General features: G+C 61.5%; 10 protein-coding genes. 2 read left to right on the top strand and 8 right to left on the bottom strand.

The window, feature by feature from the left end; genetic code table 11:
• Positions 1 to 203: 203 nt before the first annotated feature.
• On the top strand, positions 204 to 1091 hold the full coding sequence (locus H508_RS17170; protein WP_169514167.1) for a universal stress protein: 888 nt from the start codon (positions 204 to 206) through the stop codon (positions 1089 to 1091).
• On the opposite strand, the gene H508_RS15330 is transcribed toward H508_RS17170, so the two are convergent.
• From H508_RS15330 to H508_RS15315, 8 genes are all read right to left on the bottom strand, one after another.
• Positions 985 to 2478 (bottom strand): C15 family peptidase, encoded by a 1494-nt coding sequence (locus tag H508_RS15330; protein WP_211220854.1) that lies wholly within the window; start codon positions 2476 to 2478, stop codon positions 985 to 987. The two genes, H508_RS17170 and H508_RS15330, sit on opposite strands and share 107 nt — an antisense overlap.
• Before the next feature lie 940 nt (positions 2479 to 3418).
• The gene (locus tag H508_RS15325; protein ID WP_051223040.1) at positions 3419 to 4765 is read right to left on the bottom strand and encodes an SMODS domain-containing nucleotidyltransferase; all 1347 of its coding nucleotides are present in this window, start codon (positions 4763 to 4765) and stop codon (positions 3419 to 3421) included.
• A complete protein-coding gene (locus H508_RS17160) occupies positions 4762 to 5730 on the bottom strand; it encodes a CBASS cGAMP-activated phospholipase (RefSeq protein ID WP_084155231.1) in 969 nt (322 codons plus the stop codon). The genes H508_RS15325 and H508_RS17160 overlap by 4 nt, the downstream gene beginning before the upstream one ends.
• Positions 5727 to 8114, bottom strand: coding sequence for an AAA family ATPase (locus H508_RS17155; protein ID WP_084155230.1), 2388 nt, complete (start codon positions 8112 to 8114; stop codon positions 5727 to 5729). Before H508_RS17155 ends, H508_RS17160 begins: the two co-directional genes overlap by 4 nt.
• The gene (locus H508_RS0107970; RefSeq protein ID WP_026373665.1) at positions 8114 to 11155 is read right to left on the bottom strand and encodes a type I restriction endonuclease subunit R; all 3042 of its coding nucleotides are present in this window, start codon (positions 11153 to 11155) and stop codon (positions 8114 to 8116) included. Before H508_RS0107970 ends, H508_RS17155 begins: the two co-directional genes overlap by 1 nt.
• Positions 11152 to 12327 carry a restriction endonuclease subunit S gene (locus H508_RS0107965; RefSeq protein WP_051223034.1) on the bottom strand — a complete coding sequence of 392 codons (1176 nt, stop codon included), beginning with the start codon at positions 12325 to 12327 and terminating at the stop codon, positions 11152 to 11154. The genes H508_RS0107970 and H508_RS0107965 overlap by 4 nt, the downstream gene beginning before the upstream one ends.
• A complete protein-coding gene (locus tag H508_RS0107960) occupies positions 12324 to 13892 on the bottom strand; it encodes a type I restriction-modification system subunit M (protein WP_026373663.1) in 1569 nt (522 codons plus the stop codon). The genes H508_RS0107965 and H508_RS0107960 overlap by 4 nt, the downstream gene beginning before the upstream one ends.
• A gap of 212 nt (positions 13893 to 14104) precedes the next feature.
• Positions 14105 to 14653: a hypothetical protein gene (locus H508_RS15315; protein ID WP_051223032.1), complete on the bottom strand. Its 549-nt coding sequence runs from the start codon at positions 14651 to 14653 to the stop codon at positions 14105 to 14107.
• On the opposite strand from H508_RS15315, the gene H508_RS0107950 reads away from it, so the two are divergent.
• Positions 14652 to 14874: transposase (locus tag H508_RS0107950; RefSeq protein ID WP_026373662.1), on the top strand; the 223-nt coding region annotated here is incomplete at its 3' end. The two genes, H508_RS15315 and H508_RS0107950, sit on opposite strands and share 2 nt — an antisense overlap.

Here is a 14874-nt window from a genome sequence, read left to right as displayed (position 1 = left end):
ATATCGATCGTTGATAAGCCACCGGCTTATAGAAGCGCAATATCAGTCATGTTGGCCGCTCGAGCCGTTCCGCGACGCCCACGGCGGTCTCATCCTGCGCCCCATTCGAGCCCGTCAGCAGCCGCTGATGCACCTGCCAACCCTTCCGGCCAGAAGCTTCCTACCGCATGATGGGGCTATCCGACTTAGGACGGGGGTGCGGGATGCCTCACCACATCGTGGTCGCCGTCGACGGCGGCGCGGCGAGCGCAGCGGCGCTGGACTGGGTGGTCGACCGGGCGCGCAGCGTCGACATGCACGTGGAGATCACCACCGTGGTCGACATCGACTGGTTCCCCCAGACCAACGCCGATCCGGTGCTGCTAGAGCACGAGCGCATCGTCGACGAGGCCGGCAAGCGCATCAGGTTCAGCGGTGTCTCCGCCGAGGTCTCGACGACCGTGCAGCACGCGCGCCGGCTCCCGGGTCTGGAGGCGGCCTCGCGGCGTGCGGACCTGCTCGTGATCGGCTCCCACAAGACGCGCGGAGCGGTCGGGCTCATCCACGGCACGCTGCCGCTCGCCGTCGCAGCGAGGACGCACTGCCCGCTCGTCGTCGTGCCCGTCGACTGGCGGCCAGGCGGCGCGCGGGTCGTCGTCGGCGTCGATGACGAGACCGGCGGCGCGGCCATGGCGTTCGCGGCCGGCGAGGCCGAGCGCGAGCGGGACACCCTCGTCGCGGTCCGGGCGTGGGACGTCCCTCCGCTCGTCAACGGCGCTTGGGAGGCGATGGAGTCCCCCATCGAAGCCTTCGAATCCAGCGAACGGGCTGTGCTCGACCGCGCGGTGGCACGGCTCAGCGCAATGCACCCGGCCCTCCCGGTCGAGGCGATCCTCGAGTACGGCCGCGCGTCCGTCGTGCTCGCGCAGCGCGCGGAGGGGGCGCGGCTCGCGGTGGTCGGCACGCATGGGCGAGGCAGGCTCGCCGGGCTCCTGCTCGGCTCCGTCAGCCACGATCTCCTGATGAACATGCCGTGCCCGGTCGCGGTCGTGCCGAGCACTGAGGAGCCCGGACTCGCCGCGCCGACGCAGCCAGCGGCTGCGGAGCCTTGACGCGCGGCGCGCTCGTCAGCTGTGCGCCCCCCACGACCTCGATGAGCTCGCGTGCCTGCGCGACGATGGCGTCCCGCCACGCCTCGAACGTCGCATCCGTCACGGCGAAGTCCGTGTCGAAGTGCTGCATGTCGGGCGTGTGGATGTGTCCCGCGGGCATGTCGAGGCCGGCCCGATCGCGCAGGAGCGTGTTGCGGTAGCCCGACTCGTTCGAGAGGTAGGCGCCGCCTCCCCCGCTGCGCGCACAGGAGTCCGCGGGCGGGGGCGTCGGTTCGACGGCGGGCGGGTACGCCTCCTCGCGCTGCCAGGCGTCCGCCAGGTCGGCGGACTCGCAGTCCGGGAAGTAGGTGTAGTTGGTGTTCCAGACGACGCCGAAGGCGACCGACTCGTCCTCCCAGCTGCTGCCGGCCGGGCGGGGCACGTCCGCGCCGGTGCGCGCCGCGATCATCTGCTCGATCGGCAGCGTCGTCTCGGTCCACTGCGGCGGATCCGTCAGGCTGTCGCCGCCGCCCCAGCGCTCCGGCACCTGGATGTTGCAGCCGTCGTTGTCCTGCGCCAGCTGCGGGGTTCCGGTCAACGCGGCGGGCGGGCAGGGCGCGAAGCCGTCGTTGCCGGCGACGTCGCCGTGATAGCGGCCGTTCCACTGCTCGAGCGCGAAGAACGAGCCGCCCGCCTGGCTCACGGTGATCGATGCGTCGAGCCAGTCGTCGCCTGCCCCGAGCAGCGGCCCGACGGTGTCCTCCAGATACCCGCGCTCGAACTCGGGGTAGTTCACCGGCAGCGTGTACGCCTCGTAGTGCACCGTGCTGCCGTCGGGCGCGGCCGTCGTGGTGCCGTCGAGCGCCAGAGCGATCGCGCCCGACGGGTTGCCGTGGCGGATGTGGTTGCCGACGGTCCCGCTGGCGTCGCCCGTCGCGCCGCCGTCGAGGGTGAAGGGGTCGAAACCGCTCACCAGCACGCGGGTCACCTGGTCGCCGGCAGGTAGGTCGATGTCGAGCATGCCGCGGGCCGCGCGGTCGAAGGCGTCGACCAGCGACGCGCGCTCCTCGGTGGAGAGCGCGAAGCCCGGGCTCCACTGGTGCAGCACGGCCATGGCCTCGAGGCGCGCCCAGTAGAGCGGGCGGTCATCGCTCGCGGGCAGGTCCCCGTCGACCTCGCCGATCGCTTGCGCGCGAGCGACGGCGTCCTGCCACAGCGTGGACCCCAGCCGCTCGATGACGGCCACTGCATCGGCGAGAGACTCCTGCCCGCAGACCTCCTCGGCGAAGGCAGCGGTGAAGTCGCCGAGCCCGGCGCCCTCGACCATCGTGCGCGCGAACGAGCGGTCGGCCGCCTGCGACGGGTCGTCCGCGGCGGGCAAGACCGCCGTCAGCCGCTCCTCCTCCACGCTGACGGGAAGCGCCCCATCGATGCAGTCCTCGGGAGCGAAGCCCGCGACGATTGCGCTGAGCTCGTCCGATGCTGAGTCCAGAGCAGTGGTCGCCCGCTCCTCCGGGGTGGCTGCTGCGGGCGTGCATCCGACGAGCACCGCCGAACCGATCACGAGCGCCAGGCCTGCAACGACCGGCGCGGTCCCGCGCGAGCGCGCTCCGGGTCGAGCGTGCCGCGAGCGGCCGGAGATGGAGAGCATGCAGGGTTCCCTTCCGCGCCCGCACAAGCGGCAGCGATCATCGGTTCGCCTACGACGCTATGCCTCAGGCCGACGGTTCGCATCGGACGTTGGAATGACGTCCACGGCTCGACATCAACCCTCCGATGGAGTCCCCTCGGCGGCAGGTCGACGTCAACCGCGCGGCTCGCGAGAACGACAGAAGCCCCGGCCGATGGCCAGGGCTTCTCCCCGATATGAACGATGACGCGGGACATCTATGAACGATGTCCCGCGTCATCACATTGGTGGACCTATTCTCCTCGCATGCAAACGAACTGCGGAAGGCCCATCGGCACCTTCGTCGCAGTTCGTACCAGGAACGATCAGAGTCGACCTCACGGACTCCGCGTAAAGCTCAACCTCGTATCTCTAGTGAAGGTGCCGATCGAATCGTTGAAGGCTACACGGCAGGGAAGACAGTTTACGAGCTTGCCGACGAATTCAAATGTCACCGAGTCACGGTCAGCGCCCTCTTGAAGCGGCGAGGTATATCTCTGCGTCGTGCCTCTCCGACCGAGGAGCAGGCGCTTGAGATGGTGCGGCTATATCAGTCTGGTCTCTCGCTGGCCAAAGTAAGTGAGCGCTTTGACGTGCACGCCAGCACGGTCTTAGCCCAATTGCGCAAGAGAGGCGTGCCGACACGTACGCGGTAAGGAACTTGAGCAGTCGACCCTTGTCACTGGATGAGAACTGGGTGGTGATCTTTGGCAACGACGACACCGTTCTGGACTGCGTAGATTTCGACGTAATGGCTCCCTCGAAAACTTGCGGGCTCCGTTCGGGAGCGGCTTCCATCGTCTGGCTCAATTTGCCCTCGGATCATGTTCTTGGCGATCGCTTCCGCTCCGACGTTTCGAACCTTCCACCACAGCTCGTACGAGCCAGGAAGGTTCGACGATTTGATACTGAATTTGATGCTTCGCCCAGGGCTAACTTTGTTGCCGCGGGTCGCGAGCACAAAGTTGCGCCACCCGTTTCGACTTACGGTCTTTGCCTGCAGCTTGATGGAATAGGCCGGGTTGAGTGCAACGCCTGCGAACTTGTGCTCGATGAACTCCTCTGTATCGCGGACACCCGCAATCGAACGGTGGGCCTCCGATGCTTTAGAGCTGTTCGTATCGTAGGTGCCGAACTTGTCGCCGAAAAGCTTCCGCCACTTCGTGTGACTCTCGTCTACGTCTGTCTCATCGTAGGCATCCTTCGCCCAGCTGGTGTACGTCGCAATCCAGTTACGGAAGTTGGCGTACTGATCTTGATCCCAACGATGATTGAAGTTCTCTGTCGGACAACTTGGGTCATCGATGCTCGGCATCGACGGATTCGCTTGCAGGTAGTCGTTGAGGTCTGTCAGGAGGTTAACGAGCGCCGTCGGCACGTCCTTATAGTGATCTGGGTCTGCCCAGAGCGCCGCATCGTTCACCTGCTCGCCAACTAAGATCGTCAGGATCACGGACTTCACCGAGAAGTTGTTCTTGAAGTCCCGGATGTACTTGAGCAAGCGGATGACCTTGACCAGTCGCCCGCTCGTGATGCGATTCTGGCCATCGAGCCACTCATTGAACCCCTCAGGGTTCGTACGCTCGAACTGGTTGGTGCTGCGGTTCGTGATGAACCGCTCGCCGTGCCGAGTCAAGAACGGCACCACGTCCATGTGGAACTCACCCGCATAGTTCACCGTGACGCATCGGCTTCGGCGACTGACCTTGTCCTTGTAGGTGCCGTTCGATCGGAAGACCTGGTAGAGATGCTCGACGTAGTCCTCTGCCTCCCAGCCATCGACTTCGTTCATATCCAGCAATACATCGGCGTCAAACTCGTCGTTCGCGTCGACCGGATTGATGATCGTGCGATGGGCGTAGGAACCCTGCGGAATCAGGTCGATGTAGTTGTTCGAGATGACGTCGTCGTCACTCGAAAGAAAACTACTCACTGCGTCAACCCGCTTGTCGAGCGTCTCGATGCGCCCGTCACTCAAATTGACCCTGTTCTTGAGGAAGGCGTCGAAGTGCTTAATCAGCTTCATCGTTCGACCTCCTTCAACGGCACGAAGGGCTGACGCCGACCAGTGAAGAACATCGACTGCACTTTCGGGTACTCCTTCCGAGCCTCCGATGCCCCGAGTCCCTTTAGTGAACTAATCGCGTTGGCTCCATCCAACTTGTAGCGCCCACCACCGACATGCGGAGAGATACGGTGCACGTTGTTGTGACCGAGTAGCAGTTGAGCTGTCCCCAAAGAGGACGAAGACTGGCCGGACATAAAGATGCTCACGAGCCGCTTTGCCCAGTAATTGACGAGGCCGCGAGATCGCCGATTCGCGGTGTCTGGTGGAGACTCCGTGCACCCGATCCCCAAGAGGTTGATGTCTCCACGCTGCCACTCGAGAACGCCAAGCGCCTCAACCGCTGCGACTCCCATCGGGTTGTTCGCCCACATCCCGCCGTCCACGAGCGGCTCGCCGGTCCCCAGATGGTGGGTAGGGAAATAGGTCGGAGCGGCAGCCGTAGCCAGCGCGACATCAACTGCCTTCTCCTTATAATCCCGAACGAAGCGCGTATGGTGCGCAGTCTTGAAGACGTGGACCTCGCCGGTCTCCAAATTCAAGGAAGGAATTAGCAACCGGGTTTTGCTTTCGCCGAGTAGCTTGTCGCCAAATGCCTCGATCAGAGCATCTTGTAGAGGTCTGGAATTGTACTTCGCTACGAACAGCGGACGTAACGAGCGACGGCGACGCCCTGCAAAGATTGCTGGACCGTTCTTCTCATAAAAGTCGAGGATCTCCTGAGCTGAAAGCCCTAGCCCCAAGCCAATAGCGATGATGCCACCGGTCGAGGTACCAGCGATCAGGTCGAAATGCTCAGCAATCGGCTTGCCAAGCGTCTTCTCAAACTCAGCCAGAAGGGAGGCCGCGAATACACCTTTGATGCCGCCCCCATCTATGGTCAGGATGCGGTAACTACTCGAGTTGGATGATCCTCGTTGACTCACGAGACTTCCTCCGCCACCTGCGGCACGGGAGGCAGTAAGACTGTTGGCAAGATGCCAGTGACCTCGCAAAGCCCGGCGAAGTGAGCTTCGTCCAAACAGTGCATGAACTCGAACACCGAAGCGATAGCGGATGCAACCTCGTCGGGGCTGACCGTGATATCGGTTGCCGGCGACTCGCTGTGCGAATAGGCGTGAGCGTATCTCGTAAGTCGAAGGCGAAGCGCGTCCGCGTCGCCCTGATAGCCCGCCGCTCGCAGCAGGTCAGCCGACTTCCGCATCGCACTATTGAGATTGCCGACCCACTCGGGATGCTTGAATGCAAGGAAACTCTCGAGAACCCGCCGAATGACGTTCGGAAATAGCAACTGAGCGTCAAGCCGGTTCTCCATGGAGTCGTCTTCGGCAAGCTGGAGCCGTGCATCGGCCAGAGCCATGAATGCATGGTGATAAGTCGAGCGAATCATCTTGCGTGCTCGCTCTGATGGCGGCCACTTTGCAAGCACCGGACGCCGCTTCGTCGTACCGCCTTGCGTTAGATGCCGTGAGCGAATCTCGTAGAACTCGGTCGGATAGACGTCCCTGAACTTGCGACCGTCTTCCATCTTGCCGCTGTTGTGTAGGGCCTCAATCTGTATATCCCACTGGCGGAACAGCTCGAAGTTGTGCGAGAGCAGGAATAGCTGGGCGACGTGATCCTTCACGATCGTCTCAGTCCAAATATAGGTGGAGACCCCCATAAAGATGTCGCTATCGAGGCTCGAGACGGGGTCGTCGATGATCACAATGGGCTTCCCCTTTGACGAGTCGAACTTGGCGACTTGCTCCAGGAAGTGAATCAGCGTGATGGCGGTTCGCTCGCCGAGACTCAGTCCCTGAGCAGGCTGCCCGTCACGGGTGACTCGGTAACGCCCGTCCACCAACTCGAACTTGAGCTCGTTGCGACCGAGCAGTCGCGTCACCTCGTCAGTGAGAATCTTCGCACTCGGCATCGGGTCACCGTCAACGGTTTCGAGCGAGGCGATGTCGGAACGGATTCCAGCAATCGTCTCGTCGAGAGCCTCACCCGTAGTCTTGGCTTTGGTGGACTTGGCAGAGTTGTCGCTGACGCTCGACTCCGACGCCTTCAGGTAGTGCAGTTCGATTGCCTGTGCTGCCGCCTGGACCAGTTGGTCGTGCTGGCTGACACGGTCGTTGTGCTCAGTTCTGAGCCTGAGCATTGCCGTCGCCGACACTGTTGGTGGCTCCGCTACGACCGTATCCACTGGGCACAGGACGTTGTTTAGCTTCGTCTCGGCTCTTGCCAGTACTTCGGTCGCCCAGGACTTGAGGGCTGTCAGTTCCGTCCGAACCTCGATGTTCGCCTCGTCGTAGCGTGGCCGGAGGTCTCCGAAGAAGAGACCCTTGCTTGGGAGACCTGCAATCGCAGCGTCTACAGAAGTTGTTACGGCTCGAAGGTCAGTGACCGCGGAGTGGAGATCCGACTGCAGACGCTGAACGGCATCAGAGAAGTGCTGGTCAATGAGGGTGCGCCGCTCGTCAGAAAGCGGAGCGCCACAGAAGATGCAGGTCTCGACGCCGCCGTGGAGATGCCGTCCTTCATCGACCCAACTCGTCGCATCTGGATGGGCTTCCAACGTGTCGAGGATGATGGTCGTTGGGGTTGTGGAAAGCGCAATCGCCAGACGTTGGCGCAGCCCATCAGGTGCGGCAACCGTAAGCTGATTCTCGGGTATCGCATCGGCCTTGTCGGAGTTAACGACTCCGATATTGTTCTGCAGCTCCTGCTCAGTGAGTAGTCTCCAGGCAGCGTGAGATCCTGCGAAGGCGTTACGCACCATACCAGCGCTGAAGTTGCTCCTCGAATGCCACCGACCACCGGCTTTACTTGCGGCGTCAACGACCTGCTGGGACACGGTGCCGTACGCAGTATTGATGGCATGGTTGGCGTCGCGCTCGATCTTCGTTTGGTCTTCACGTTCCCTAAGTTTGCTCGCCAGCTCCTCTTGGAGCTTTTCAAGCTGCCGCTCTGCGTCGGCGGGTTTCTCTCCGAGTGTCAGAATGGCGGGCATTTCAGCGTTACCCGCGGTGAAGTTATGGCTACGGGCGACATAAGCCTCACTGAAGACGTGGACGCGATCGAAGAGATCATCATCACTGCCGTGGGTTGTTCGTGCTACGCCGTCGTCAATTAACACAGAGAGACGTCGAAAACCTTCTGCGTCTGCCGCATTTCGTAGCCCGTCAAAGGCCCCGGCCAGCGAGGTCTTGCCTGTACCGTTCGGGCCATAGATGACGTTGATGCGTGCAAGATCAGGCAGCGTCGAGTCCCACTGGTAATTCTCGAAGAACCCACAGTCCTTCATCCACTCGATTCGCTTCAGCATCAGTCGCCACCCCCGGCGCTCAGCCCGAAAAACCGCTCGAAGAAAGCACCGAGCTTCTGAATCACGCGTTGCTTCTTCTCGCCATGGCCACCGTCAGCGGAGAACCTCGACGCTGGAGGCAGTACCTTCGTGATCGCGGTGCCGCTGGTGCGGATCTGTCCGTCGCGGAACGCAGTTTCGACAAAGACGCGGGTCTCGTCGGGACGAAGGTTCTCCTCGTTGATGATCGTCTCGAGTTCGGCTTCGCGCTTGGCTGCGATGAAGGCGCGCCATTCCTGGTCAATTTCCCCGTCCACGGAGAGGGAGTCGACGAAGTCTTCGATGAGGTCTTTCTTGTTGCGCAGGGTCGGGCTGGCGTCAACGGCGCGGGTGATCTCGGCGCGGATTTCCTTGTCATCACCATCGCCGCGTTCATCCCGGTACTTCTGGACGAGCATGAGGATGTAGTCGACGTTGATCTCGACCTGCTTGATCAGCTCGATCTCGAAGACGACGTCGTCGTTGATCTGTTCCTTGTCGGCGTCCTTGTCCTTGCGGAACTCCGCATACAGGTCGAGGTAGACACTGCGGTAGTCCTGACCCTGACGATCGGTCAGCAGGGCAGACCCCTCGAACTCGTCGAACGAAGTCAGGATGTTCTGCAGGCGCAGGATCGCGCCGAACAGCTTGATGAACTCCTTCTGAGCAGCCTCGCCGATGATCTGCTCCCCGAGTGGGAAAGCGTTCAGTAACTCGGTGACCTTCTCGGCGTAGTCGTTGTAGTACTCGCTGTACGGCTTGAGAAGCACCACACCGCGAGCGTCCTTGTTGCCGAACAGTGCGATCGCGTCGTTGGTCTCTTCTTCGAGGTCGCGGAAGCTGACGATGTTGCCGTATGTCTTGACGGAGTTGAGGATGCGGTTGGTGCGTGAGTACGCCTGGATGAGCCCGTGCGCGCGCAGGTTCTTGTCGACGAACAGGGTGTTCATCGTGGTCGCGTCAAAGCCGGTGAGGAACATGTTTACGACGATGACCAGGTCGATCTCGCGGGTCTTGAGCTTGAGCGAGAGGTCCTTGTAGTAGTTCTGGAACCGGTCGGCGGAAGTGTCAAACGACGTGCCGAACATGTCGTTGTAGTCCTGGATCGCATCTTCGAGGAACGACCGCGCGTCCATACTCAGCGCACCGGTGTCGAAGCCCTCTTCATCGAGCGCGCCATCTTCGACAGCATCGTTCGCACCGTACGAGTAGATCAGGCCGATCTTCAGTCGCTTGTCTGATGGCAGGCCTTCCTGCTGCAGTTGGAAGTGGTTGTAGTACGTTCGGGCGGCCTCGATGGATGCGGTCGCGAACAGCGCGTTGAAGCCACGCACGCGACGCTCACCGAGCGTGTAGTGCTCAGCACGCTTGGTCTTCTGATCGAAGTGCTCGAGCGTGTACTTCACGATCTCGCTGATTCGCTCCGGTGCGAGGAGCGCCTTTTCGGTGTCGATCGCCGAGACCTGCTTGTCGATGACATTGCCGACCTTGATGGTGTTGACGTAGTCGATCCGGAACGGCAGCACGTTCTTGTCCGTGATCGCATCGACGATCGTGTACGTGTGCAGCTTCTCCCCGAACGCCTGTTCAGTGGTCTTCAACTGCGGGTTCCCGCCACTGCCGGAGTTGGCGGAGAAGATCGGAGTACCTGTGAAACCGAACAGGTTGTACCGCCTGAACGCCTTCGTGATCGCGGTGTGCATATCACCGAACTGCGACCGGTGGCACTCGTCGAAGATTATCACGACATGCCCGTCGTAAATCGCATGCCCCTTGTTCGCGGCGATGAATGTCGAGAGTTTCTGGATCGTCGTGATGATGATCCGCGCACCCGGGTTTTCGAGCTGCTTCTTGAGCACCTTGGTCGAGGTGTTTGAGTTCGCCGCACCCTTCTCGAACCGGTCATACTCCCGCATCGTCTGGTAATCGAGATCCTTACGATCTACCACGAACAGCACCTTGTCCACGCTCGGCAGCTTCGAGGCGAGCTGCGCAGCCTTGAACGAGGTCAGGGTCTTGCCAGACCCGGTCGTGTGCCACACGTAGCCGCCCGCGGCGACAGTGCCGAGGGTCTTGTAGTTGGTGGAAATCTCGATCTTCTGCAGGATCCGCTCGGTCGCGACGATCTGGTAGGGGCGCATCACGAGCAACATCCGGTCGGCGGTCAGCACGCAGTACTTCGTCAGGATGTTGAGCAGCGAGTGCTTCGCAAAGAACGTCTTCGCAAACGCCGACAGATCCTGGATCGGCTTATTCTGCGCATCCGCCCACCACGACGTGAACTCGAAACTGTTCGACGTCTTCCGCACCCGCTTGGAACCAGCCGCCTCACTCAGGTGCTGGCGACGAGTGGTGTTCGAGTAGTACTTGGTCAACGTGCCGTTCGAAATGACGAACAGCTGCACGTACTCGAAGAGCCCAGAGCCCGCCCAGAAACTGTCGCGCTGGTACCGGTCGATCTGGTTGAACGCCTCACGAATATCCACGCCGCGACGCTTCAACTCGATGTGCACCATCGGCAGGCCGTTGACGAGTACCGTCACGTCATACCGGTTCGACCGCGCGGAGCCTCCCTCGCCCTGACCGATCTCATACTGGTTGATCACCTGCAGACGGTTGTTGTGAATGTTCTGCTTATCGATCAACAGGATGTTCTTCACCGAACCGTCATCACGCTTCAGCAGCTGAACGTGGTCTTCCTGGATACGGACGGTCTTTTCGACGATGCCGTCGTTCGCGCCCGCTATCCGCTCCGAGAAGAACTGATCCCACTCAGCATCGGAGAACGTCACCGAGTTCAGCACTTCAAGCTGGGTACGCAGATTCGCGACCAGCTGCGCCTCCGATGTGATCGGCAGATACTCGTACGCCTGCGACTCAAGCAGCCGGATCAGCTCACGCTCAAGCTCCGCCTCCGACTGATACGACCCAGCACCAGCCGCGTCAGGAATGTACTCAGCAACAACCGTGCTCTCAGACGACACCGCGATCGGATCGTACTTCCGAGGAGCTAGATCACTCATACGGCAGCCTCCTCGAAGGTGAGAAGCTTGTCGCGGTAGTACTCGTACTGCTTGCGACGCGCGTTTAGTTCGGCAGGTAGACCACTGGACAGGTCATTCACGATTCCGTCGAAGCTCGCCAACGCTAAAGCAACCCGCCGCTGCGTTTCGAGCGAGGGCACCTGGACACGCAAGCGCTTGAAGCCGTCCACATCGATGTTCTTCTGCGCAGACTGCGTCGAAGTCGCGAAGATGGTCGGTTGCATACTCAGGAGGAGCTGGCCCACGAAGTCCTTGTCGACGGATGCATCGGTTACATCGAAAGTGAAGCCCGAGTCAAGCATCCAGAACTTGCCCGCAACCCGCCTGACGCAGTTCGCGGACATCGCAAAGCGCGAGATCACCCATTCGTCTTCGCGGTTGAAAGCATTAGTCCGGAAGCTCTCGCCGCCACCCCCGTAAACTGGATAAATAGTGCCTGCGTTGTCCTTCTTCGTGATTCGCGCCCCAAAGTTCAACCGGATAATCTCACCGAGCGAAACGTCCCGGACGCCTGCGTCATCTGACGAGCTCAGCAACACGGCACGGTAGTACTCATACTGCCGCCGTCGGGCTTCCAGCTCCGCTTCCAGCTCCGCTTCCAGCTCCGCTTCCAGCTGAGTGAACTGATCCAGTACTCGCACGATCTCCCGCTGCACCTCGAGAGGCGGCACGGGGATTTGGATCTTCGCCAATGAATCGCCCGAGACTCGGCGAACCTTCGTGCCGGAGATAAACCTGCGCTTCTGATCCTGGAATGAAGTCGACTGAAAGAAGTACGACACGTACTTTGGATCCAGGTCGTGCCGGTAGATGTATGCATCACCGCTCAGAACAACGTCGGTGTTGCCGAGCCACGCCGTAGCTTTCGCGACTGCATCGTCGTCTTCACTGGTCGTCGCGATAAGCAGGTCGCCTGGTCGAGCGTGACGTAGCTTCGCGGCGATCTCCCCGTCAGTGAACGACTTAGTCTCGGTTGTCCATACGCCGTAGTGGGTGTGGATCTGGCCGTAGTGGACCGCGGGAACACCCTCCTCGCGAAGATCAACTTTCTGTAAGCCATTACCTCGAATGAATTGGCCGACCTTGCCTAGAGCCTTGAGCTCGACCCCGTCCGGGCATAGCTGGTGAATCAGCTCGTCGATGCGACTCACGCCGTGCCCTCCAGGTCAGCGACAATCTCGTCGATGGAGGTACGCAACTCTGCCTGGCGGGCGACGATGCGTGCTATCTCAGCGTTCAGTTCCGTGATGTCGACAACTTCGCGGGTGTCTTCTTGCTCGACGTAGGAGGAGACGGCGATGTTGTAGTCGTTGGCCGCGATGTCTTCGTTCGACACGAGTGCGGCGACATGGTCGACGTCCTCGCGGGTGGTGAAGGTGTCGAGGATGTGCTGCTGATTGGCTTCGGTGAGTTTGTTCTTGTTGCCGACGCGTTTGAACTCGGCGGATGCGTCGATGAAGAGGACAGAGTTGTCGGTCTTGGATTTCTTGAGCACGATGATGCAGGTTGCGATCGTGGTGCCGAAGAACAAGTCCGGCGGCAGCTGGATGACAGCATCCACATAGTTGTTATCGATGAGGTATTTGCGGATCTTCCGCTCAGCTCCGCCTCGGTAGAGCACGCCGGGGAACTCGACGATCGCCGCGGTGCCGTTGACGGCGAGCCACGACAGGATGTGCATGGTGAACGCGAGGTCGGCCTTCGACTTCGGTGCGAGCACCCCGGCTGGCGCGAAGCGCGGGTCGTTGATCAGGAGCGGGTTCGCGTCGCCGTCCCACTTGATCGAATACGGCGGGTTGGAGACGATGGCCTCGAACGGCTCGTCATCCCAGTGCGCCGGGTCGATGAGGGTGTCGCCGTGGGCCAGGTTGAACTTCTCGTAGTTCACATCGTGCAGGAACATGTTGATGCGGGCGAGGTTGTAGGTGGTCAGGTTGATCTCCTGGCCGTAGAAGCCCTGACGGACGTTGTCTTTGCCGAGGACCTTCGCGAACTTCAGCAGCAGCGACCCGGATCCGACAGCGGGGTCGTAGACCTTGTTCACGCTCGTCTTGCCGACCACGGTGATGCGGGCGAGGAGTTCAGAGACCTCCTGCGGCGTGTAGTACTCGCCACCAGACTTTCCGGCGCTGGAGGCATACATCTGCATGAGGTACTCGTAGGCGTCACCGAAGAGGTCGATCGAGTTGTCTTCGAAGTTCCCCAGCGGCAGGTCACCGATCGCATCGAGCAGCTTGACGAGCTTCTCGTTGCGCTTGGCGACAGTGCCGCCGAGCTTCGAGCTGTTGACATCGAGGTCATCGAACAGGCCTTTGAGGTCGTCTTCGGCGTCGGTGCCGACGGCGGAGCCTTCGATGTTCTTGAAGACCCGTGCGAGGGTTTCGTTGAGGTTGGCGTCGTTGGCAGCACGCCTTCGGACGTTCTGGAACAGCTCGGACGGGAGGATATAGAAACCCTTCTCCTCGACCGTCTCCTTGCGGCCGAACTCTGCCTGGGCGTCGCCGAGTTGGGCGTAGTCGAAGCTCGGGTCGCCTGCTTCGCGTTCGCTCTTGTTGATGTAGGCGGTGAGGTTCTCGGAGATGAACCGGTAGAACAGCATGCCGAGCACGTACGACTTGAAGTCCCAGCCGTCGACGGAGCCGCGGAGGTCGTTCGCGATGCGCCAGATGGTCTTGTGCAGTTCGGCGCGCTGTCCTTCTTTGGTGGTCGGTGCCATGTGGTTCGTCTCCTGCGCCTGGGGCGCGTCTTAAGTTAGGGTTGCGGGTTAACCTCACCGTAGCGCCAGGCACTGACGTCGGTCGGGTGCCATGCGCGGCATGAGCCTGAGGGGCGATGCAGCCGGGAGCATGTGTCGCGTCGACCGGACGCTGCGATCTACCTGTGATTATCTCATGACCTGGCCTTTTCGAGAAGACCCTGTGGCCTCGGTCAGGCGTCCCACCTCCAGGCGAAGCCGTTGAAGAGGCCACCGTGGACGTCACGCAGGGTGAGGGTCGCGGTGCCGCGGGCGTCGAGCTGGACGCGGTTGTAGTCGTTGGCGGCGTGTGGGCGGGCGAACGGGCTTGCTCCCTCGAACTTCCAGATACTGGCGGGCTGGTCCCCGATGAACCCGACACGGAGCGTGAACAGCAGCGACCGGTGGTGGAGCGCCCGGCTGGCGAGAGTCATCGGCTCCGGTTCGCTGCCGTCTTCGGGCGGGGTGATGCGAAAGCGCAGGTCGTAGCGTGTCCGGTCTTGCATCGGCTCGGTCGCCGTGCGGGCGGCGTTGAGGTGCCAGAAGTGGTCGTTCCAGCCCGCGCCGTCGACCGGGCGGGTGTTCACTTTGAAGTCGCCCTTACTGCTGGGGGTCACGACGCCGGGATAGGAGCGGCCGATGGTGACGTAGTCGAGTTCGCCTGCCATGTTCGCGAACCGGTAGTGAACCGTCCCCGGTTTGATGCCGGTTCCTTTCGAGTCTGGAAGGAAGATAGTCATCATGCCGAAGCAGATCCCGGAGGAGACGAAGCAGCGAGCGATCCGGCTCGTGCTCGACCATCTCGATGAGTACCCGAACCTGACGACCGCGTGCGAGACGGTCTCGAAACGGCTCGGCTTCGGGGCCGAGTCGCTGCGCCGATGGGTGCGGCAGGCTCAGATCGACGCCGGCGAACGGCAGGGCGCCTCGACGAGCGAGTCGGAGCGGGTGCGGCGGCTTGAGC

It is taken from the genome of Agrococcus lahaulensis DSM 17612, assembly GCF_000425105.1.
In the GTDB taxonomy this organism is placed as follows: Bacteria; Actinomycetota; Actinomycetes; order Actinomycetales; family Microbacteriaceae; genus Agrococcus; species Agrococcus lahaulensis.
Note: the sequence above shows the minus strand (reverse complement) of the source record. Positions and strands in the feature narration are given on the sequence as shown.

Coding starts and splice junctions, on each gene's coding strand:
- H508_RS0107960 (WP_026373663.1), bottom strand. CDS start 13,892: ATGGCACCGACCACCAAAGAAGGACAGCGCGCCGAACTGCACAAGACC.
- H508_RS15325 (WP_051223040.1), bottom strand. CDS start 4,765: ATGAAGCTGATTAAGCACTTCGACGCCTTCCTCAAGAACAGGGTCAAT.
- H508_RS15315 (WP_051223032.1), bottom strand. CDS start 14,653: ATGATGACTATCTTCCTTCCAGACTCGAAAGGAACCGGCATCAAACCG.
- H508_RS0107970 (WP_026373665.1), bottom strand. CDS start 11,155: ATGAGTGATCTAGCTCCTCGGAAGTACGATCCGATCGCGGTGTCGTCT.
- H508_RS17155 (WP_084155230.1), bottom strand. CDS start 8,114: ATGCTGAAGCGAATCGAGTGGATGAAGGACTGTGGGTTCTTCGAGAAT.
- H508_RS17170 (WP_169514167.1), top strand. CDS start 204: ATGCCTCACCACATCGTGGTCGCCGTCGACGGCGGCGCGGCGAGCGCA.